This window comes from Thiohalobacter thiocyanaticus (assembly GCF_003932505.1).
Lineage (GTDB): Bacteria > Pseudomonadota > Gammaproteobacteria > Thiohalobacterales > Thiohalobacteraceae > Thiohalobacter > Thiohalobacter thiocyanaticus.
Map to the genome: position 1 here is coordinate 1,220,770 of NZ_QZMU01000001.1, position 21,268 is coordinate 1,242,037.

Annotated in this window: 20 protein-coding genes; 6 read left to right on the plus strand and 14 right to left on the minus strand. The window is 63.1% G+C overall.

Features of this window, described 5'->3' with window-relative positions:
* Nucleotides 1–69 precede the first annotated feature (69 nt).
* Together D6C00_RS05775 and D6C00_RS05780 are read right to left on the minus strand one after the other, a co-directional pair.
* A complete protein-coding gene (locus D6C00_RS05775; RefSeq protein WP_158675316.1) occupies nucleotides 70–1,200 on the minus strand; it encodes a porin in 1,131 nt (376 codons plus the stop codon).
* A gap of 403 nt (nucleotides 1,201–1,603) precedes the next feature.
* Nucleotides 1,604–2,437, minus strand: coding sequence for a metallophosphoesterase family protein (locus D6C00_RS05780; protein ID WP_125180842.1), 834 nt, complete (start codon nucleotides 2,435–2,437; stop codon nucleotides 1,604–1,606).
* 205 nt (nucleotides 2,438–2,642) lie between these two features.
* On the opposite strand from D6C00_RS05780, the gene D6C00_RS05785 reads away from it, so the two are divergent.
* Nucleotides 2,643–2,897, plus strand: a complete 255-nt coding sequence (locus D6C00_RS05785; protein WP_125180843.1) for an EH domain-containing protein — start codon at nucleotides 2,643–2,645, stop codon at nucleotides 2,895–2,897.
* Between the two features lie 34 nt (nucleotides 2,898–2,931).
* On the opposite strand, the gene D6C00_RS05790 is transcribed toward D6C00_RS05785, so the two are convergent.
* The 6 genes from D6C00_RS05790 to D6C00_RS05815 form a co-directional block, all read right to left on the minus strand.
* The gene (locus tag D6C00_RS05790; protein WP_125180844.1) at nucleotides 2,932–3,435 is read right to left on the minus strand and encodes a retropepsin-like aspartic protease family protein; all 504 of its coding nucleotides are present in this window, start codon (nucleotides 3,433–3,435) and stop codon (nucleotides 2,932–2,934) included.
* A gap of 151 nt (nucleotides 3,436–3,586) precedes the next feature.
* Entirely contained in the window at nucleotides 3,587–4,000 is a 414-nt protein-coding gene (locus D6C00_RS05795) for a hypothetical protein (RefSeq protein WP_125180845.1), read from the minus strand.
* A gap of 2 nt (nucleotides 4,001–4,002) precedes the next feature.
* Entirely contained in the window at nucleotides 4,003–4,767 is a 765-nt protein-coding gene (gene mddA / locus D6C00_RS05800; RefSeq protein ID WP_125180846.1) for a methanethiol S-methyltransferase, read from the minus strand.
* Between the two features lie 285 nt (nucleotides 4,768–5,052).
* Nucleotides 5,053–8,241, minus strand: coding sequence for a PAS domain-containing hybrid sensor histidine kinase/response regulator (locus D6C00_RS05805; protein ID WP_206609517.1), 3,189 nt, complete (start codon nucleotides 8,239–8,241; stop codon nucleotides 5,053–5,055).
* Nucleotides 8,242–8,349: 108 nt separating this feature from the next.
* Nucleotides 8,350–9,075, minus strand: a complete 726-nt coding sequence (locus tag D6C00_RS05810) for a response regulator (RefSeq protein ID WP_125180847.1) — start codon at nucleotides 9,073–9,075, stop codon at nucleotides 8,350–8,352.
* Nucleotides 9,076–9,157: 82 nt separating this feature from the next.
* Entirely contained in the window at nucleotides 9,158–10,054 is an 897-nt protein-coding gene (locus D6C00_RS05815; protein ID WP_125180848.1) for a coiled-coil domain-containing protein, read from the minus strand.
* 148 nt (nucleotides 10,055–10,202) lie between these two features.
* Between D6C00_RS05815 and D6C00_RS05820 the strand changes: the two genes are divergently transcribed.
* Nucleotides 10,203–10,883 (plus strand): hypothetical protein, encoded by a 681-nt coding sequence (locus tag D6C00_RS05820; protein WP_125180849.1) that lies wholly within the window; start codon nucleotides 10,203–10,205, stop codon nucleotides 10,881–10,883.
* Nucleotides 10,884–10,935: 52 nt separating this feature from the next.
* Nucleotides 10,936–12,837: an ATP-binding cassette domain-containing protein gene (locus D6C00_RS05825; protein ID WP_125180850.1), complete on the plus strand. Its 1,902-nt coding sequence runs from the start codon at nucleotides 10,936–10,938 to the stop codon at nucleotides 12,835–12,837.
* A 73-nt stretch (nucleotides 12,838–12,910) separates the two neighbouring features.
* On the opposite strand, the gene D6C00_RS05830 is transcribed toward D6C00_RS05825, so the two are convergent.
* Together D6C00_RS05830 and D6C00_RS05835 are read right to left on the minus strand one after the other, a co-directional pair.
* Nucleotides 12,911–13,573, minus strand: coding sequence for a VPLPA-CTERM sorting domain-containing protein (locus tag D6C00_RS05830; protein WP_125180851.1), 663 nt, complete (start codon nucleotides 13,571–13,573; stop codon nucleotides 12,911–12,913).
* 684 nt (nucleotides 13,574–14,257) lie between these two features.
* A complete protein-coding gene (locus D6C00_RS05835; protein ID WP_125180852.1) occupies nucleotides 14,258–15,616 on the minus strand; it encodes a sigma-54-dependent transcriptional regulator in 1,359 nt (452 codons plus the stop codon).
* Nucleotides 15,617–16,159: 543 nt separating this feature from the next.
* Here D6C00_RS05835 and D6C00_RS05840 point away from each other — a divergent pair.
* Entirely contained in the window at nucleotides 16,160–18,019 is a 1,860-nt protein-coding gene (locus D6C00_RS05840) for an AAA family ATPase (RefSeq protein WP_158675317.1), read from the plus strand.
* A gap of 176 nt (nucleotides 18,020–18,195) precedes the next feature.
* Nucleotides 18,196–18,495, plus strand: a complete 300-nt coding sequence (locus D6C00_RS05845) for a DUF4242 domain-containing protein (protein ID WP_125180854.1) — start codon at nucleotides 18,196–18,198, stop codon at nucleotides 18,493–18,495.
* 43 nt (nucleotides 18,496–18,538) lie between these two features.
* Here D6C00_RS05845 and D6C00_RS05850 read toward each other — a convergent pair whose 3' ends face one another.
* Nucleotides 18,539–18,919 carry a YajD family HNH nuclease gene (locus D6C00_RS05850; protein WP_125180855.1) on the minus strand — a complete coding sequence of 127 codons (381 nt, stop codon included), beginning with the start codon at nucleotides 18,917–18,919 and terminating at the stop codon, nucleotides 18,539–18,541.
* 96 nt (nucleotides 18,920–19,015) lie between these two features.
* Between D6C00_RS05850 and D6C00_RS05855 the strand changes: the two genes are divergently transcribed.
* On the plus strand, nucleotides 19,016–19,222 hold the full coding sequence (locus D6C00_RS05855) for a dodecin (RefSeq protein WP_125180856.1): 207 nt from the start codon (nucleotides 19,016–19,018) through the stop codon (nucleotides 19,220–19,222).
* A gap of 3 nt (nucleotides 19,223–19,225) precedes the next feature.
* Here D6C00_RS05855 and D6C00_RS05860 read toward each other — a convergent pair whose 3' ends face one another.
* From D6C00_RS05860 to D6C00_RS05870, 3 genes are all read right to left on the minus strand, one after another.
* A complete protein-coding gene (locus D6C00_RS05860; RefSeq protein WP_125180857.1) occupies nucleotides 19,226–19,432 on the minus strand; it encodes a ChaB family protein in 207 nt (68 codons plus the stop codon).
* Between the two features lie 76 nt (nucleotides 19,433–19,508).
* Nucleotides 19,509–20,858 carry an NAD(P)/FAD-dependent oxidoreductase gene (locus tag D6C00_RS05865; protein ID WP_125180858.1) on the minus strand — a complete coding sequence of 450 codons (1,350 nt, stop codon included), beginning with the start codon at nucleotides 20,856–20,858 and terminating at the stop codon, nucleotides 19,509–19,511.
* Nucleotides 20,858–21,166: a c-type cytochrome gene (locus D6C00_RS05870; protein ID WP_125180859.1), complete on the minus strand. Its 309-nt coding sequence runs from the start codon at nucleotides 21,164–21,166 to the stop codon at nucleotides 20,858–20,860. The genes D6C00_RS05865 and D6C00_RS05870 overlap by 1 nt, the downstream gene beginning before the upstream one ends.
* Nucleotides 21,167–21,268 lie beyond the last annotated feature (102 nt).

The following is a 21,268-nucleotide window of genomic DNA, read 5'->3' on the forward strand; positions in this document are numbered from 1 at the left end:
ACCCCGCCATAAGGCGGGGCTCAAGCATCCCTGCATGAAGGAGGCTAAGGGGAATCACCTCCGGACGAACTAGAACACGAACTGGCCCTGCAGGAAGACCTCGTCCTCATCGGCACCGTTGACGCCGTCGACGTTCTCGCCCATGCGGTAGGTGAGCTGGAACTTCAGGTCGTGCTTGTGCACGAACCAGTTGGCACCGACCGAGGTGCGGGTCCATTCCTTACCGTAGTTGTCGGCGTCCTGGGACTCATAACCGGCCACCAGCTCCAGCTTGCCCGGCATGACCATGTAGCCGCCTTCCAGCGCCCAGTTCTCCAGATCGGTACTGCCGTTGCGGAAGATGCCGCCGGTATAGGCGCCGTTGACGGTGTCGGCGTCGAACATATTGTACTCGGCGTCCACTGAGAAGCCGGCGGCGCGGAAGGCGCCACTGATCTCGAAGCCGGTCACGCTGTCCACGTCGGGCTTGCCGGCCTGGTTGGTGTTGTTGTCGTTGTCGTTCTCCCACTGAAAGGCCGCCAGGCCGATGGTGGCTTTGGTCTCGCCCTTGAAATCACCCTGGGAGAACTTGAGGGGCCCGAAGGGATGGAAATCGACGCGGCCGCCGTAAACCCAGCCCTCGTTGAAGTCACTGTTGCTGTTGACCGGGGTATCAAAGTCCAGTTTGTCCTCGTCCGGATCGATCGAGGAGGAAGCAAAGGACGCCCCCCAGGTGAACAGGTCCCCGCTCTTGCCGGTCAGGTGAATGCCTGCGGTACGGTCAGGACTGCCGTAATTGTGGTCACCGACAAAGGTGCGCTCCACCAGCTGCTGCTTCTTGGACGAGGTCAGGTTCTCGCGCGAGAAGGGAAATTTGGCGTTGCCGATGGTGAACTTCATGTTCTCCATGCCCGTGTACTGCATGTAGGCATCCTTGACGGCGATTTCATTGTCACCCGATGCCTTGCCCATGTCCCACTGGAACTTGCCCTTCCAGTCGGGATGCACGCTGCCCTCGATATAGGGACGGAAGCGACGGAAGAAGACCTCGTCCTCGCTGCTGCCGTTGTCCGGATCGGCATAATGATACTGGAGCTGAATGCGACCGCCGAGCTTCACATAGGTGTCGCCTTCCTGGTATACGGTCACACCGGCGGTGGCCGTGGTGGCGAGCAGGGTACCGCCGATCAGGGCGGTCACCGCCGCTGTCATCCTGTGCATACGCATAACATTTCCCCGTATTGGTAGTGAAAGAATGATTGAATACGGGGCGCAGTGTAGGGATGGGGTATGACGTTTGGATTACGGAGTCATGACATTTGGATTACGAAACAACAGGGCTGTTGTGTATCCACGACGCAAGAACAAAGGCGCCACGAAATCCACGAGACCCACCAGAATAATATCGGGATCAGACCAGACCGTAATCGGGGTTGCCGGGAACGCTGCGCTTAACCCGACCTGCAATTCACCTGACCTACCGACCCGGTGTCCGCGGCCGGATTCAGCCAGCATCGACGCCGGGGGGCGGGCCGGTGCCGGGCGGACAGGGTTTTCGGGCTTAGCGTGCTTCGCACATGCGCCCGAAAACCCCGCCCGCCCGACACTGGCTTTACGTGCAGCGTTACGCCTCGCAGGATCTCAGATAGGATTCGACGCCCGCGGCGACGCTGATCTCGCCGGCCTTGACCCGGGGCAGGTATTCACGCATCCAGGACCCGACATGCATGCGTGCCTGTTCCAGCTCCAGGCGGATCAGGCGGGTGACGGCGCCGCCGTGTTCGAGAAAGCCGCTTTCGTCCATGTCTTGAAGGGCGCGCGGCTTGTCGAAGGGCACCCGGGCGATCTCGGCCTGCCAGCGACCATTTTCCAGGGTGAAGCGGCCGTAGGCGGCGCGCTCGTCACCGTCCAGCGGCTGGCCCACCGAACCGGTATTCACCACCAGGGTGCCGTTGAAACGCTTGATCAGCGGCTTGTGGGTATGCGAGCCGACGAACAGATCCCGGGGCGGCCCGAGCTTCTCCGCCAGCTCCTCTGCGGACGTGCTGGCGGAAATGCCGGCGCGGTAGCCCAGCCGGGAGCCGTGGGTGATGTGCAGGGATGCCCCGGCCGGCGCATCCAGATCATAGTGTTCGACCCAGGCCGCGATATCGGCCACCGCCGACCCGAGCTGATGGTAAGTCCAGTGAGCGAACAGGCGCAGCTCGCGGGTCGGGTCCTCCGGCGACAGCGGATCCTCGGCACAGGCCAGCACGTAGGCCTCGTGATTGCCCTTGATGCAGCGGCTCTCGGGAACGCGTGTCTGCAGCAACCGCAGGCACTCCAGGCTGCAGGGACCGCGATTGACCAGATCGCCATTGAGGATCACCTGATCCGCCCCCCAGCCCTCGATGTCGTCGAGAACCGCGCTCAGGGCCGGCAGATTGCCGTGGACATCGGATAAAACCGCAATTTTCATGTTGATTCAGTAAACAGGAACACGGCGCCTATGTTACCGGATGGGAGCCGGCATCTAAACATGCCGACCGGCACGGCCGCGTCATGCCCGCGCATGTGAAATGTGATCCATTTAACGGCGCAGGGACCGAAACGGGCGTTTCATATCGGCCACGAGCGCATGACGTTCGTAACACCGATAAATAACAGCGTTAGGAGGAACTTCCATGAAAAAGCAAATCGCAGTCATCGCCTGTGTTTCGGCATTCGCCGCCGGCTCCGCCATCGCCGGGGAGCAGCAGGACGAGTTGTTCAAGATGCTTGATACCAATCAGGACGGCTACATCTCCGCCGAGGAGGCCCAGGCCCATGGGGATCTGACCAGCCAGTGGAATTCCGTGGATCAGAACAGCGACGGTCAGATCGACCAGTCCGAGTTCAGCGCCTTCGAGATCGAATCGGACAGCGAATCCGGGATGTAATCCCCCCCTCCCCTTATCCTGGCGGCACCGGCACCTATTGCACCACGGTGTCGGCTGCCGCCAGTTCCTCAACCCCGCATGTCAGCAACAATTCCGCCGGGTCGGTGGAAAACACGAAGGGCGCGGCCCGGGTCAGGGCACTCAGTCCGAGTATCTGCCGGCTGCTGCCGGGGAATACCGCGGCCTCGACATTCCGGATCTCGCACTGCCCGCCGATCGCCAGACGATTGATACGGTACACCGGCACCTGCAGCCGGTCGCCATTGGCCAGGATGCCTGACAGATCCTTGATGTATTCGACCTGATCCGCATCCTGCAATATCGCCAGGGTATCCTCGTTGATGGTCATATAGCCCGAGCCGGTATCGACCAGGAAATCCGATTTCCCGAAGCCGTCGATCTCGGCACTGACATAGAAGGTCGCCGCATTCCTGGCCTGCATCGGGACCTTGACGTCAAAATTCTGTCCTACTGCCGGCTGCCACAGCCAGAGCGCCGCCAGTCCTGCACCGAAGCGATTCCAGAATATTTTTTTCATACAGAGACTTACCCGTTTGAGTTGAGGTAACCACAGTGACACACGAAGGGCTGTTGCAACTTCCAGGCCACAGACAAGCGGCCATGAAAAAAAACAGCCCGGAACGGGTCCGGGCTGCCGTCACTGCAGGAGTAGGAGGCGACTGCCGGGATCAGGGCTCGCGGGCCAGTGCCTGCAGCACACTGCTCCGGGTCGGCGGCATCAGGAAGGTCCGGCGCAGCAGGGCCAGGCTGAAGGGACGGGTGCGATTCCAGGGCAGCAGCGACAGCATCCGCGCCAGCGGACAGTAGCCCACTGTCACCATGGCAGTGGTGCCGGCCAGCTGGATCCAGTAAATGAAGGCCAGCGACGGCCACTGGCCAACCAGCAGCAGCAGCAGATAACCCGTGCGCACCTGTACCGGGAAGGCGCCGGGGGCACGCTCCCGCAGCAGATAATGCACCAGCTGGACCACGGTCAGGGCAATGACCGGAACGAAGCCGCCGGGGCCGCCGGCCAGGCCATTGATCAGCAGGACATCGGTCGCCAGCCAGTACCACCAGTCGAGGGTCTTGTCGCGCAGCATGGTCATTCCCCCCTGTCGGCCAGGGCGGCGGTGGCGGGACGCCGGTTCAGCCGCGGTATCAGCATGGGCACGCGCTGGCGGTATCCCCGGTATTCGGGATGAAAACCGACCAGGTCCCGCTCCTCCAGCCGGATGGCGATAAGGATGTAGGCCGAGGTCAGCAGCGCGAACAGCAGGTGCGCCAGGCTCATGGTGGGTGTGGCCCAGAACGCCAGGAACCAGCCGACGTACAGTGGATGGCGCACATGGCGGTACAGCCAGGGCGTCTTGAACGGCAGATGACTGTAGGGCCGGCCGCGGAAGTACAGCCAGACCTGGCGCAGGCCGAACAGATCGAAATGGTTGATCTGGAAACTCGACACCAGCACCAGCGCCCAGCCCAGCCCGTACAGGCCATGGATCAGCCCCCGGAGGAGCGGATCGCTGACCGACCAGACCATCCCACCCATCGGCTCCCAGAAGGCGAACAGGACGATGAGCAGCACGCTGGAGAACAGCACATAGGTGCTGCGCTCGACCGGCTGCGGCACATAGCGCGTCCACCAGCGCTTGAACCCCGGCCGTGCCATCAGGCTGTGCTGAACGGCGAACAGACCCAGCAACAGGACGTTGGTGGCCAGCGCCTGACCCAGCGGCACATCCACCGGGCCGTCGAGCGTCACCGGTACCCACAGGTTGCCGATGAAGCCGACGGCATAGACGAAAGTGGCGAAGAACAGGGCATAGCAGAGCGCCCCGTAACCCAGAACGGCGATACGTTTCAGCATGACTGCGGTCTCCTCGTGATTGATTCGGCATTGATCCGGCAGCGGAGCGGCTCAGCCGCCGCTCCAGGCGAGCTGGCTCAGCAACTCCCACAGCCGCCACCGCAATCCGCTTTCGCGCCGGCGCTGCCGGTCGCAGGATCTGTACTGTCGGTCCATGGTCGTCTCCCCGCTTGCCGTCGGTTCAGGACACGATGACTCGTGCCTTGAATACAAGGCTGGACCCGACAGGTATCAGGGGTATTTCGCGTTCGTCGTGCTTTGTATGGGTTTTGTTTCAGGCGGGAATCAGGACGCCAGCAGATCGTTCAGGCGCTGATACAGCAGGGGGATGTCGACCGGCTTGCGCAGCAGCCCCTGCAGGCCGGCCTGGCGGACACTGTCTTCGGTAATGTCCGCGCTGTAACCGGTATAGAGCAGGATGGGCACGGACGCGCCGGCGGCACGCAGGCAGCGCGCCGTCTCCAGGCCGCTCATGCCGGGCATGGTCTGATCCAGCAGCACGACATCGAAGCCACCGCCCTGGCGGGCGAAACCGTCCAGGGCCGCGCGGCCGTTGCCGGCCCGGGTGACCTGCAGCCCCCAGCTGTCGAACAGATCCTGCATGAAATCGCCGGCGGCGGGGTCGTCATCGACCACCAGGATATGTCCGTTCAGACGCCGGCGGACGGCGCCGGCCGGCCCCGGTTCCGGGTAGGCGTCGGCACTGCCGACGGCGCCGGTCAGCGGTGGAAACAGCAATCGGAAGCGCGTGCCCAGGCCGGGCTCGGTCTCGACCAGCACGTGGGCCCCGGACTCATGCAGGATGCCGTGGATGGTGGCCAGGCCCATGCCGCTGCCGGCGCCGGTCTCCTTGGTGGTAAAAAAGGGTTCGAAGATGCGCTCCAGGTGTTCCGGGGCGATGCCGGGGCCGGTATCGGTCACGCTGAGCTCCACCAGCTCACCCTCCAGCGACTGGCGGCAGGAACTGCAGACCGCGCGCGGCAGGATCACCCGGTGCAGCCCGATAACGATCCGTCCCGTGCCCTGCATGGCATCGCGGGCGTTGATGCAGAGGTTCATCAACATCTGCTCGACCTGCACCGGATCCAGCATGACCGGCGGCACCCGGCCGTCCAGGTCGAGGCCGAACTCGATGCTGGACGGCACCACCGATCGCAGCAGCCGCAGGGTCTCCCGGGTGAGCGGGCCGAGATCCAGCGGCCGCGGCTCGCCGCGCTGGCCGCGGCTGAAGGTCAGCAGTTGGCGGATCAGGTCGCGGGCCCGTTCTCCGGACTGACGGGCACGCGCCAGGTACTGGCCCAGGCGGGGATCGGCCAGACCCTCGCAGTACTCCTCGGCCAGGCTGACATAGCCCATGATGCCGGTGAGGATGTTGTTGAAGTCATGCGCCACGCCGCCGGAGAGATGACCGATGGCCTCCATCTTCTGCGCCTGACGCAGCTGCGCCTCCAGCTGGGCGCGCGCCGCCTCGGCCTCCTTGGTCCGGGTGATGTCGCGCAGATAGCCGATGAAACTGTCGCCCGTCTCGCTGCGCGCCACCGTGATGGCCAGCTCGGCGGGAAACTCACTGCCGTCGGCGCGCATCGCGTTGACTTCCACCCGCTGGCCGAGAAAGGGCCCACAGCCCTCCCGGCGATAACGCGCCAGACCGCTGCGGTGGGCCTCCCGATCGCGCGGCGGGATCATGAGTTCGGCCAATGGCTGCCCTAACACCTCATCGCACCGATAACCGAAACATTCCTCCGCCGCCGGATTGAACTCGGTGATGCGACCCCGGGCATCCATGCCGATGATGCAGTCCAGCGCGGTTTCGATGGTGGCGCGCAACCGGTTCTCGCTGCTGCGCAGGGCCTGCTCGCGCGCCTTGCGCTCGGTGATTTCGCGGGTGGAGGCCAGGATGCGCTCCACCCCGGCGATGGTCACCCGCTTCAGGCATACCTCGTCCCAGTGCAGGCTGCCGTCCTGATTGCGCCGGTGCCATTCGAAGCGCTGGGTGCCGCCGGCGCGGGCACGGGCCAGCCACTGCCGGGCTTCGGCCCCGGTGTAAGGCGGGACGCCGGCGCTGAGCGCACCGGGATCGATGTTCAGCATCTCCGCGTGGCTGTAGCCGTAGATCTCGCAGGCCCGGGGATTGACGTCGACGATCCGGCCGCTGTCGATATCGTGGATGAACACGGCATCCTCGGCGGCCTCGAAGATGCCGCGGTAACTGGCCTCGGACTGGCGCAAGGCCTGATCGATCTGCATGCGCTCGATCTCGGCCGCCGCCCGTACCGAGAAGATACGCAGGATGGATTCGACCAGTTCGGGCTGGGCCAGGCCGCCGCGGTTGACCACCGCAATCAGACCCAGCGCCCGGCCGGCGGAATCGAACAGCGGGTAGCCGGCATAGCCGTCGAAGCCGAACGCATGCAGCATGTTGTCGCCGGGATAGCGCTGACGCAGACCCTGCGGGATGAAGCAGAAGTCCCGGCCCACCACGGCCTGGCAGGGGGTGCCTTCGAGGTCGTATTCGAAATTCTCGCCCATCTCACCCTGGTGGCAGATCGCCAGGGTCTGCAGCCGCCGGCCATCACCCTTGAGCTCGCCGATGAAGGCGAAATCCACTTCCAGGCTGCGGGTCAGGTAATAGGCGATGGCCTCGAACACGTCGTCGCTGCTGGTCCCCGACACGCCCAGCGCCACGTTGCTCAAGGCGGTTTCGGTACGCTTGCGCTCGGTGATATCGGTGGAGATACCGCACACGGCATAGGCCTCACCCTCGGTGTTGAACAGGGGAAACTTGATGGACAGATAGGTGCGCGCACAGCCGGCGACGGTGATGGTCTCCTCGTATTCGATCGCGGCCGACTGTTCCAGCACCCGGGCATCGTTGCGACGCAGCACCCGGACGGTGTCGGCATCGAACAGGCCCAGTTCGGCATCGGTTTTCCCGACGGGGTGGCCCGCGGGCAGATCGAACAGGCGTTCGAACCGGCGGTTGGCGAGGAGATAGTGTCCGTCGCGGTCCTTGACGTACACCACGGCGGTGGTATTGGCGAGGATCTGGGTCAGCCGGGTCTCGCTCTCGCGCCAGGCGGCCTCGGCCCGGAACAGGTCTCCGAGATCCTGCAACCGCCCCTGCAGCACCTGCGGCCCGGCCGTACCGCCCGGTTCCAGCTGTACCAGGGCCCGCACCGGCTTCCGCCCGTCGGCCCCGAACCGCCATTCGAAGGCCTGGGGCAGCCGGGCGGCGGCGGCAACGCGCTGCGCCCAGGCCTCGGCGGAAGGCGTACCGTCCGGCTGGACGGACGGGGACAGGGCCAGCGGATCCATGCCGTCGAGCTGTTCCGGGGCGCAGTCCCAGATGGCCGCGGCACGGGCGTCGCAGCCGTGCAGGCGGCCACTGGACAGGACAAAATGACCGGTCTCGCTCATCGCGACCGTTGGATCACCGGGCTCCGGGACTGGGAAGGCCTGTATGCGCACCGTCATCGATCCTCAGGGAATGCCTGTCGATGAGTCTATCAACCCCGGGCCGGGACGCAGGTCCGCGCAAAACTTCTGTTACAACTGAAACACCGCCGTTACAGAGACGGGCATTCACACCGTGCCCGCCGCGGGAACATACATGTAGCCCACGCCCCGGACCGTGCGGATCAGTTGCGGCTGTTCCGGGTCCGGTTCCAGCTTGCGGCGCAGCCGGGTGATGCGGATATCGATGCTGCGGTCAAACGGATTCCAGTCGCGGTTCTGGGTCAGGTTGAGCAACTGGTCACGGGACAGCGGCCGGTTGGGCCGCTCCACGAAAACCTGCAGCAGACCGAACTCCATGGCGGTGAGGGGAATCTCCCGCCCCTCGGCATCGAACAGCTGTCGACGGTCCAGGTCCAGCAGGCAGGGACCGACGGCAAGCCGCCGGTTGGCGACGGCCACGACGGCCGGTACGGCGGGTTCACGCCGGTAGCGGCGCAGCACACTCTTGATCCGCGCCAGCAGTTCGCGCGGCTCGAAGGGTTTGGCCAGATAATCGTCGGCACCGACCTCCAGCCCGACGATGCGGTCGACCGGCTCGCCGGCGCCGGAGATCATGATCACGCCCACATCACAGTGCTCGCGCACGAAGCGCGCCAGGCTCAGCCCGTCCTCACCGGGCAGGCCCACATCCAGCAGCACCACGTCCGCCGCGGCACCGGCCAGATGGCTGCGCAGTGCCGCACCGCTGTCGAGCGCGGTGACCTGATAATCATGTTCGGAAAGATAGTCCTGCAGGAACGACCGCACATCCGGATCGTCGTCCACAACCAGGACCCGTACCTCTGTCTCCATGCTCGTCCCCCCGGCAAGCATGCACTATTATAAACGGCTCCCGGCTCCCGCCGCACGCCCGGTGGGCGGGGCCGGCGCTGGTTCAGAACTCCTGCAGCAGCCGGTCGATGCGCTGCCGCAGGGCCCTGAGTTCCTCCTGCATGGCCTCCCGGTCAGCGGTGTCCGCACCGGTTGACCCGCCGCCCTGCTGCTGCCGGAGTTCGGCCAGCTGTCGGCGCAGCTCGGCATTCTCGCGCTCCAGCTCCGCGACACGGGCCTCGTAGCTGGCGTAGGTCGAGGCGGCTTCCTGCTCGGCCTGCTCCTGCGCCCGCTCGAGCTCTGCGACCCGTGCCTCGTAGCTGGCGTAGGCATCCCGGGCCTGGCGCTCGGCGGATTCCAGGTCATGTTCCAGCTCGCTGACCCGGGTTTCATACTGTTTGAAGGTCTCGCGGGCATCGGTGGCGGCGGCCTCGAGCGCGTTCAGTTCGGTACTGCCTTCAGCATGGTCCTCGCGCCCCTGTTCCAGCTCGGCCACCCGCTTCTCATAGGCGGCGTAGGCCTGGCGGCTCTGCGTCCGGGCCGCCTCCAGCTCGTGTTCCAGCTCGCCGACCCTGTCCTCGTAATCCTGATAGGCGGCGCGCGCCTGGATGGCGGCCTGTTCCCTGCCCTGCTCCAGCTCGCGGACCCGCTGCTGGTAGCTGTCGTAGGTCTCGCGCGCCTGCTGCTCGCCCTGGTCCTTCTCGCGCGCCAGCTCGGCCAGGTAGCTTTCGTAGCTGGCGTAGGTCTCGGCGGCCTGTTGCCCGGCCTGTTCCAGCGTCGGCTCCGTTCCTTCCGGTGCCGCGGTTTCAGCCTGCGGCGGCGCCTCCCCACCCTGGCGATCCTGCACCAGGCTGGCGACAAACAGGAATACCAGCACCACCACGGCGGCGATCTTGGCCTTGCCCAGGTTGCTCTCCTCGTTCCAGTTCTGTCTGAACCAGTTGCTTACGGCATCCAGCATACTCTCCCCCCGGCTGTGTCTTGGCTGTCTCTACTGTAACGTATTATAGGCGGATTCGCTGAACCGGCACGCGGGAACCCGGCATTGCGACATTGCCCGGATCCGGTATGCTGTATCCTTTCGATCCCGACCCCGAACCCGCGCCCTGATGAAACGACTCCTGCCGCTGCTGATCCTGCTGCTCATCATCCTGATCCTGGTGCCGCTGCTGCGCGACAGCCAGGGGCCGCGCGAGCCTGCCACCGGCCTGCCCTGGCAGGTGGAGGTCACGCCCGACGGCTACAGCCGGGTATTCGGCCTGACCCTGGGTCGGAGCACCTTCAGGGAGGCGATCCAGCGGCACGGCCAGGACATGGAACTGGCCATCATCACCGATACCGGTGAGGACGGTTCACTCGAGCTGTTCTACCGCCGCTTCATGGCGGGCAACTTCTCCGGCCAGATGATCCTTACCGCTGACCTGGACCGGGAGACACTGCTGGGCCTGCGCGAGCGCGCGGCCGACAGCAAGGTACTGGACAGCGGAGCGCGCCAGTTCACCCTCGACCCCGAGGACCTGCCGACGGCCTATGCCGCAACCATTGGCTCCATCACCTTCATCCCGGCCGCCAACATCGATGCCGAAGTGGCGCAGCACCGTTTCGGCCAGCCGGTCGAACGCGTCCGGCTGAGCGAACAGGCCGAACACCTGTTGTATCCACAGATCGGACTGGATCTGATCCTCAATCAGGAGGGTCAGGAGGTGCTGCAGTATGTGGCGCCGCGGGATTTCGCCCGGCTGCGCGAGCCGCTGCAGCGCGCCATCGAATCGGAACCGGCCGACCGCTGACGTCTGCCGTCACGCTATAATGTCCGTTTCTCCTGGTCCCTGAAGCCCCACCATGCCCCTGCTCAGTTTCCGCGACGTCACCCTCCAGTACGGCGACCCGCCCCTGCTCGACGGCGTCAGCTTCCAGATCGAACCCGGCGAACGCCTGTGCCTGATCGGGCGCAACGGCACCGGCAAGTCCACCCTGCTGCGGCTGGTCGCCGGTGAACTCGCGCCCGACGACGGGCTGATCCAGCGCGCCGACGGCCTGCGTATCGCCCAGCTGGCCCAGGAGGTCCCGCGCGGAGCCGCCGGCAGCGTATACCATGTGGTCGCCGAGGGACTGGGCGAGGTGGGTCGGCTGGTCGAGCAGTACCACACCCTCACCCATGCCATCGCCGCCGGCGACCTGAGCCGGATGGACGAACTGGAACAGTGCCAGCACGCCCTGGAAGGTGCCGGCGGCTGGGAGATCAACCAGCGGGTTGACACCGTGCTATCTAAACTCGAGCTGGATGCCGAGGCGCAGATCGAGCAGCTTTCCGGGGGGCTCAAGCGCCGTGTACTACTGGCACGCGCCCTGGTAAGCCAGCCCGACCTGCTGCTGCTGGACGAGCCCACCAATCACCTGGACATCGACGCCATCACCTGGCTGGAGGAATTCCTGCTCGGCTGGCAGGGTGCGCTGCTGTTCATCACCCACGACCGTGCCTTCCTGCGCCGCCTGGCCACCCGCATCATCGAACTGGACCGGGGCCATCTCACCGACTTCCCCGGCGACTACGACACCTACCTCAGACGCAAGGCCGAGCTGCTGGCCGAGGAGGAACGCCACAACGCCCTGTTCGACCGGAAGCTGGCCCAGGAAGAGGCCTGGATCCGCCAGGGCATCAAGGCCCGGCGCACCCGCAACGAGGGCCGCGTCCGGGCCCTCCAGCAGCTGCGCCGCGAGCGGGCCGAGCGCCGCGAACGCACCGGCCCGGCCCGGATCAGCGTCCAGTCGGGCGAGCGTTCGGGCAAGCTGGTGGTCGAGGCCGAGGACGCCGGCTTCGACTATGACGGCGAGCCGGTCATCCGGGGTCTGACCACCACCATCCTGCGCGGCGACAAGGTCGGCATCATCGGCCCCAATGGCGCCGGCAAGACCACCTTGCTGCGCCTGCTGCTGGGCGAGCTGGAACCGACCGCCGGCCGCATCCGCCGTGGCACCAACCTGGAGGTCGCCTACTTCGATCAGTACCGGGCCGCGCTGGAGGAAGACAAGACGGTGCTGGACAACGTCGGCCAGGGCCGCGACCGGCTCACCATCAACGGTCAGGACCGGCACGTGATCAGCTACCTACAGGACTTTCTGTTCGCCCCGGCCCGGGCCCGACAGCCGGTCAGCGCCCTGTCCGGCGGCGAGCGCAACCGGCTGCTGCTGGCAAAACTCTTCACCCGGCCGGCCAATGTGCTGGTGCTGGACGAGCCGACCAACGACCTGGACACCGACACCCTGGAACTGCTGGAAGAGCTGCTGATCGAATACACAGGCACAGTGCTGCTGGTCAGCCATGACCGCGCCTTTCTCGACAACATCGTCACCAGCTCACTGGTCTTCGAAGGCGGCGGCAGGGTGAACGAGTATGTCGGCGGCTACGCCGACTGGCTGCGCCAGCGCGAGCAGGCGCAGAACCGGAGCCCGGCCTCAGCTCCGGCAGCGGCGCGCGCGGCTGCAGGCGCTGCCGCCACTGCACCCCGCCCTGCCCGAACGGCAAAATTGTCCTACAAGGATCAGCGTGAACTGGAACAGTTGCCGCAGCGGATCGAGCAGCTGGAAAACGAACAGGCCCGGCTCAGCGAAGCGCTTGGTCGGCCGGAATTGTATCAACAGGACAAAGCCGGTATCGGCCGCGCCCGGGCACAACTCAAGGCGGTGGAGTCTGAACTGGAACAGGCTTACGCCAGGTGGGAGGAACTGGAAGCACGGAACTGAAGATGGAAAAGTGCGCAGGGCGGGCGGAAGAGCCCGCCCTGCGCAGCCCCCGGGAAGGGGGCGAGGGGAACATTCAGGCGGCAGACTGGACAGCAGCGGGGTTGCGGCGACGGGCAACACCCAGCATACCGACTATGCCACTGATGAACAGCCAGGCAGCGGCAGGCAGCGGGACGGCCTGGGGCGGCTCGACGCCGTTGCCGTTATCGCCACCCTTGCCATGCCCCATACCGAAGTAGCCGGCGACCTTGGCGGCGAACTCATCGCCGATCTGGTCCTGGCCGGCACCGATCAGGGTAAAGTCGAGCTGATCGGTACGGTTGTTCCCTTCGGTCCAGAGCGCAATGTCGAAGACACCCTGGCCACCCATCTGCTGATCCGTCTTGACGGACCAGCCGTCAGGCAGATTGCTCAGCTCCAGCGGGGTCGAACTCAGGACCACACTGCCATTGTCGGTCGTCTCGGTCTCCATAGTGGGATCGACGTTGAAGCCGAATGCCTGGAGCCCGAAATTACCCCCGAACGAGAACTCCTCCAGGAGCTTGACGCTGAAATCGAGCGCCCCCTCGACGGCCGTGCTATCCATGATATCGACCGAAAAATATGAGTCGTCCCCCGACATGGCACCGGCTTCGGCCGGAAGCCCCGGAACCGAAGCGGCGCTGACTGCGGCGCCGTAGGTGGACGCACAGATCGCAAGCACTCCCAGTACGGATCTATTCATTTTCGTTTCCATAATCGACTCCTAGCATCGTTGGTCTTGGTTTAAGTGAAATGTTTTTAATCTCGGGCGAATTCGCACCGCCAAAACCCTTGCAAAGGCCATTCCAGCTCAATACAGCAAACCCGGACCAGGTATCAACACGTTATCGTTCACAACAGGGGATCGAGCTTCCATGCATGTCGCTGACAGGAAACAGGTATCAAAAATAAACATCTAACCTGAATTGCCCTTCCTCCGAGAGACATGGAATCAAGCACCTGCGCCAGGGAAAGCATGAAGAAACAGGCGCAAACACGTCTGACTTGCATACACACGCATCGGCGGCATAATGGGCCCACAAACCCGGAAGACCTGCACCTCATTCCTGCCAGGCCATCCCCGCCAGCCGCGAATCCGCAACGCCATGTCGTCGTTATAAAGCGACAAAAAGTTATTCGCCGAATCAGACAGATAGTTCAGAGCACGCATTCTGCGTCTGCATAACGCAACAGGTATTCCGGGAAGACGCAGAAAGCACCGGTGAGAAAACCCTTTCACGGATTAAAACGCGGATCTGTGACGTGGTACACACGGGACCAGGGCTGCGGCACACATCATGCAGAGCCGCAGCCGGACGGGACCGACAGTTTTGTCGGAAGGAAGGAAGAAGACACTGAGAGAAAACCCGGCAACAGCCTCAGAGCCGGGGAAGTACAGTCAGGAGGCGCTGCGGAATTCCTGAGGATTGAGTTCGTAACGCCCCAGCAGTTTGTAGAACTCGGTCCTGTTGCGCTTGGCCAGCCTGGCGGCATGGCTGACGTTGCCATTGGAAATCTTCATTACCCGTATCAGGTAATTCCTTTCGAAGCGCTCTTTTTCCTCTGCAAGGGAAAGCAGGTCCCCGGAATCACCCTTGATGGCCCGTTTCACCAGCGCCCCCGGAATGACGTGCGCAGCCGAAAGCGCAACCACCTGCTGCACAACATTACGCAACTGGCGGACGTTGCCGGGAAAGTCGGCACTGACCAGGGCATCCATCGCTTCGCGCGAAAACCTTCTCGCACTGCGGTTGTTCATCCGCGCAAACTCTTCCAGGAACGCATTCGCCAGCATCGGGATATCTTCCCGCCGCTCCCGCAAGGGCGGAAGCTCCAGGGAAATCACCTTGAGCCTGTAATACAGATCCTCGCGAAACTCGCCCTGCTCGACCGCAGCCTCAAGATCCCGGTTGGTGGCAGCGATGATTCTGACATCGAAAGGCATGCTTCTGATCGACCCGACCGGCCTGATTTCGCGCTCCTCCAGCGACCGCAGCAGCTTGGCCTGGACACCCAGCGGCATGTCACCGACCTCGTCCAGGAACAGGGTGCCGCCATCGGCAGCCTGCAACAGCCCCTTGTGGTCGTTCGTGGCACCGGTAAAGGCACCTTTGACATGCCCGAACAACTCGGATTCCAGCAGGTTCTCATGGATCGCGCTGCAGTTGACGGCATTGAACGGTCCGCCATTTCTGCTGCTTGCCTTATGAAGGGCACGCGCCAGCAGCTCCTTGCCGGTACCGCTTTCACTCTGGATCAGGACGGTCGCGCCGCTGTCGGCCACGAGTTTGGCCTGCTGCAGCAGCTCATCCATTGCAGGACTTCTGCTGATGATCTCACTGCGCCACGCCTCGACCATCTCGGCCTTGACCTCGACGGAACAATCACAGCCGGTCTGCAGCAGGTTCGATACCCGCTCAACCAGATCGTCTACGACACAGGGTTTTTCCATGAACTCGTAACTGCCCTGTCGAATGGTATCGACGGAGTCCGGCATGGCCCCTTGCTGGGTAAGGATGATAACGGGGAGAAATGGATTGCGTTTGAAGATCTCACCGAACAGGACAATCCCGTCCAGCCCGTCCAGGCGCAGACCGACGACGATCAGATCCGGCTCAAATGCATCCAGTCTGGCGATCGCAGACTGACTGTCGGAAACCAGAAGCGCATCATAACCTTCCACCCGCAGCCGCGCTGCAGCAGACCCGAGGGGAGCTTCGTCATCGTCGACCAGAAGAACCTTACGTTGTGCGTCCATATCTGCTTGAATCCCCTTTGTTTACAGGTTTAGCGGAATTGACAGCACCTGTGTTTGCCAGTCGTAATCTTAGATTGAAGCCATCCGTTATCAATGCCTAGCGCTTCACATTTTTCAGCTTTCCTCTCAAGGTTTACGGACGCCTGCCGATATTCCGCGCCATCAGCCATCAGCTCCACACGCTTCAGCCTCTCCCCCGATACACTACGGAGTTACGTACATCCACGGCTGACCCATGCAGCCACCGCCCGGAATACATCAACTGGCGTACGGTAATGTCAGAAAACATCTGATGCGAGTCATTCACAACACATCGAACTGTCGCTGCACAGCGACAACAACAGGCCTTCACACCCCGCTTTCGCATCTATTTTCCAGTGCAAAATCAAGCCCTGCCACAATCGACGCACCCGGAATGAGAACCTGTACGCGTTTTGCGACCAGCTTCAACGGCACGAATCAACGTTATCGCTATACTATGCCTTCATCTCTCTTCTGCAGTACTAACGTTCTCATTAGTAAAATATGGCCACTCCGATGCTCATGAACAAAGAAATTCTTGTGAAGCACAGCTCGGCTTTCCCGGTCAACCCTGACTGCACGCCGATTTTTCTGAGCCGCGGTCATCAGCAGGCGCTTGACGGCCTTGTACAGGGCCTACGCAGGGGATACAGACTACAGTTCCTGTCCGGCTCGCCCGGAACCGGGAAAAGCGCAGTACTGACGCACTTCAGGAAACAGATGACGACACTGCGGACCGTCTATCTGAACCATTCCTTCATGGGAGGCATTGACGACTACATCGACAGGATATGCAGGGAACTCGGTCTTTCAGAGCCGCAAGGAACTGACATAACAGACGATGACCTTTTTTCCGACCTGAGATCCCAACTGATCGACGCCGGCAACCCTCTATTGATCGTCGACAATGCGGAAGGCATCGATTCCACCAGCCTCGAAATGCTCGATACTCTGTCGCTCAAGCTTTCAATCCCGATCATACTTTCCGGCGACTGCGATTTCGAACAGCTGGCAAGCGACTCCGACACTGAATCGACATCACGCAGAAACCGGGCCATCCACCTGGGGACGATGAGCCGCGAGGAAACCGGTCAGTATATTCGGCACAGGCTGAATGAATTCGATATCGACAATGACATCTTCTCAACCGATGCGGTCGATTCAATTCACGCATACAGCAACGGGACACCCCGGCTGATAAACCTGCTTTGCAACAACTGTATTATTCTCATGGGGCTCAAGGACAAGGCCAGCATAGATGCACAAATGGTCCACGAAACCGCGAGAAACAAACAAGCCAGCGGCATATATCCATTTACGGCAGCCCCTGCCGACGCGTCGCATACGCATACCCCCAGGCCACGCACAGCCAGGCTTCACAGGGCACGCCCGCACATCCGCACCTCCGGGCCCGAAGCGCGCTCAGCCCCCCGTCACGCGCCAGACATATCCAGGCCGGGCATATCGGAGCCCTATATATCCGAATCGTATGACTCGGAGCCCCACATCGTCGCAGAAGCCCGAAAACCCGCCCGCGCACGCAAGTTACCTTCGCTGCGCGCGGGTATGATATTGCTTGCGGGAGTATCGGCAGGCATTTTTCTCTATGGATCCGACATATCGAAATACAGGGGTGAAATCGACAACCTGCTTCATGGCGCGCAACAGCTCTATTCATCCGGCCGGACCGCCGTCCAGGCTGCGGTTCATTCAGCCACCCTGAGTCAGAGTCAGGCACTTTCCCCATCCGTCGACTCACGCGAGGGCACCGTCGGCAGCCCAGTTCCCGACGTCACGAACCACGACAGCCCGGCCTACACGGACAGGCCCGAACCGGGACAAGCCTCCGTCGCGGCCGACGACTCGCTGAAACTGATGGAGGAGAAGATTCGCAGCAAGGAAGAGAGACTGGATGAGCTGGAGGCGCGCATCGCTGCATTGACCGAAAAACTCGACACCGGGCTTGTCCGCCAGGCGTCTCCCCGGTCACAACCGGAGGAACAGGTCCGCCGCGAGGAGAGTGAGCTGGATCAGCTGGAGGCACATATCGCCGCACTGACCGAAAAACTCGACGCCGAGCTTGACCGGCAGGCATCCGACCGGCAACAGGCGCAGAGCCGCTCCGCCGCAACAGCTGACCGGAAACCTGCCGCGGCAGACAGGACGGAGTCGCCATCACAGACAGATGATGAGGTCGATCCGCGGACGCTTTCCCCGGCACAGAAAAGGCAGTTGATCAGAAATTACCTTGAGCGCGCCACCTACGAACTCGATCGCGGACAGATTCAGCGGGCACACAGGAGCATCGCCCGCGGCCTTGAGATCGATCCCTACAACCGGGCATTGCAGGAGCTACGGCGGCAGGCCTATCTCGCCGAGTGACTTCCTTCCCCGCGTCACCTGCAGGGCCGGGAAGAAACACTCCGGAAACAATAAAGGCAACCTCTGCAATAACCGGGTTACAGCCACGGGGTAACCTGCTGTCGCGGTGAAGGGAAACCTGGCCCCGGCATTCGCAACGCATCAGACGCGCCAGGGTAAATCGTGAGGACAACCCGATGCTATGCAAATTCGTGATCGAACGTGAAGTTCCCGGTATCGGCACCAACAGCGCGGAAGGCTTCTGCGCCGTGGCCAGCACATCAAACAGCGTTCTGGCCCAGCTCGGCACCCGCATCCAGTGGGTGCATTCCTATGTTGCGCAAGACAAGACCTTCTGCATTTATCTGGCTGAAAGCGAGGAGCTGATCCGTGAACATGCCCGCCTCAGCGGCTTCCCCGCCAATCGCATCACCGAGGTCGTCACCCTGATTGATCCGACCTCTGCGAACCGGCCGGCGGCCAGTCGGGTGGCCTGAGGGTGTTGACGCGGCCGCGCGTCCCACCGTGGGCCGCGGTCCGTCACTTCCTGTCCAGCAGGGACTTGAGATCGGCAAACGGATTGTGGCGGGCGCCGCTCTCGGCGCCGTCGGCACTGCCCGCGCCACCGCCCATGGCCGCTTCCAGCTGGCGCTGGTGCTCGTTGTCATGGCAGTACAGGCACAGCAGCTCCCAGTTGCTGCCGTCGGCCGGGTTGTTGTCGTGATTGTGATCGCGGTGGTGCACGGTCAGCTCGCGCAGGTTGCTGCGGTCGAACTCCCGCCCGCAACGCCCGCATACCCAGGGGTAGAGCTTGAGCGCCTGTTCCCGGTAGTCCTTCTCGCGCTGATCGCGGTAGCGGTGCGCCTCGGCCACCACGCGGTCGAGCCGGTCGGAATCCGGCCCCGGTTTAGTGCTGGACATTCCGCCTCCCATGAATTCCGTCATTGAACCTGACAAAGCCGGATCCGGCTTCTATTCTCAGAATACAACAAATCCGCCAAAATCGGGAGAACACCAGTGAGCGACAACGTCTATAAAGTCATCGAGATCGTCGGATCCTCCAGTACGGGTACGGACGACGCCATTCAGCGCGCAGTCAGCAAGGCCAGTGAGACCCTCCACAACCTGGACTGGTTCGAGGTAGTGGAGACCCGCGGTCATATTGTCGATGGCAGGGTGGGGCATTACCAGGTGAAGCTCAAGATCGGTTTCCGGCTGGATTAGTCGCTACTTTCTGACCCAGTTTCCATCCGACTTTTTGTACTTCTGTTTCACCGCCGACCAGGCGACCCTGAAGGCCGTCTCCTCGCGGTCACTGCGGTCGGCGTACTGATCCCAGGCGCTGTTGAACGCCTCCAGGAAGATCTCCTGGGCGTGTTCGGGCAGATGGTCGCGGACGCTGCCCGGCAGTTCGCTGATGGAGTCATATGGCATGGCAGACCTCGAGGCGTTTCACCCCCCCCCACGGGCCCGTCCCCGCAGCAGCTGCGGTTTCCAGCCCTCACGATCGTCAGCCGAACATGTCCGAGGTGATACTCTGGTACCAGCCCTCGGCGTAGCGGGCCTCGTCGCGGCGGAACTGCGCATCGACTTCGCCCGGGCTGACTCCGCCCGAGTCCTCCACGCTCTTGATCTGGCCTTCCTGCATGCGGTAAACGGCCGCCACCGAAATGCCGTAGTCGGGACCGACCAGACTGTAGCAGGTGTTCACATAGGAGGGCTCGGGCAGCTCCACCTCCAGGATACGGGCGGCGATGGCCGCGGCGCAGACCTTACCCTGGCTGTTGGCGGCAAAACCCGACTTGGGCATCTGGCCGGCCACGGAAGCATCACCGATCACGAACAGATCCTTGTGCATGGTGGATTCGAAGCTGCGCTGATCCACCGGGCACCAGCCGTCGTCATTGGCCAGCCCCGTGCGCAGCGCGATCTCCCCGGCCTGCTGCGGCGGTATCAGGTTGACCACGTCGCCCTTGAAGGCCTTGTCGAACATGCTGTAGACGGTCTTCTGCCCGGCATCGACCCGGCCCATGCCGCCCCAGTCCGACCCCTTCACCCACTCGATCATGCCGGGATAGAGCGCCTCCCAGCCCTGCATGAACAGGCCCTGCTTGGAGAATTTATCCTTGGCATCCAGGATCAGAATCTTGGATTTCGGCTTGTGCTGCTTGAGATAGTGCGCAATCAGGCTGGCCCGCTCATAGGGCCCCGGGGGACAGCGAAAGGGATTGTTCGGCGGGGCGATGATAACGGTGCCGCCGTCATCCATGGCCTCGAGCTGCGCCCGCAGCAGCCGGGTCTGGTCGCCGGCCTGCCAGGCATGCGGCATGGCCTCGGTGGCGGCTTCGTCATAGCCCTCGATGGCATCCCGGCGCATATCGATGCCGGGCGAGAGCACCAGGTAATCGTAGCCCAGCGTACGGCCGTCATCCAGGCTGGCGGCCTTGGCCACCGGATCAATCTCGCTGACCGTCTGATGGATCACCTCCACACCATGGGCCGTGCGCAGGGTCTCGTAGTCGTGGGCAATGAAGTCCATGGGGTTCATGCCCGCCAGCACCGTATTACTGAAGGGGCAGGTATGATAGGTCTGCCTGGGCTCGACCAGAATGATCTCGGCGTCCTTGACATAGCGGCGCAGATACTTGGCGCAGCTGGTGCCGCCGAAGCCGCCGCCGACGATGACCACCCGCGGGCGATTCAGGGCGGCCTGCCGGCCCCCGGCCGCCTCGCCGGCCTGCTCCATGGATTCATCCCTGCCGCCGCAGCCGACCAGCGGCAGACCCATTGCACCCAGCATGGAAGCGGTGCCGGCCCGGCCCAGCAACATCAGCAGTTCACGTCGGGTATAGCGGCTCATCACTGCGCCTCCCTGCCGAAGAATTCGGCGATCAGACGGATTTCCTCGTCCGTGTAGGCCCTGGCATGGCGGCCCATGACGGTACTGTGGCGTTCACCGCTGCGGAATTCCTTCAGGGCGGTCTCGATGAAGTCGGCGGACTTGCCACCGATGCTCGGGATGGCGCCGGGACTGTGACCATCGGTACCGTGGCAGCCGGCACAGGAATTGGCCAGCATGGCGCCGCGGGTGAGCTCGGTCGCCGATCCTGCCGCCGGCAGCAGGCCGACCGCGAGACACAGTACAGTCGAGTACAGATACTTGCGCATCTTCCCCTCCTCGGCCGGATACGGCAATGACGAGTTTCCGGCGGCCTGTTTAATGGTTATACAGGGGTAGGTATAGCGCAGGCAGGAAGGAATGCAACGGTC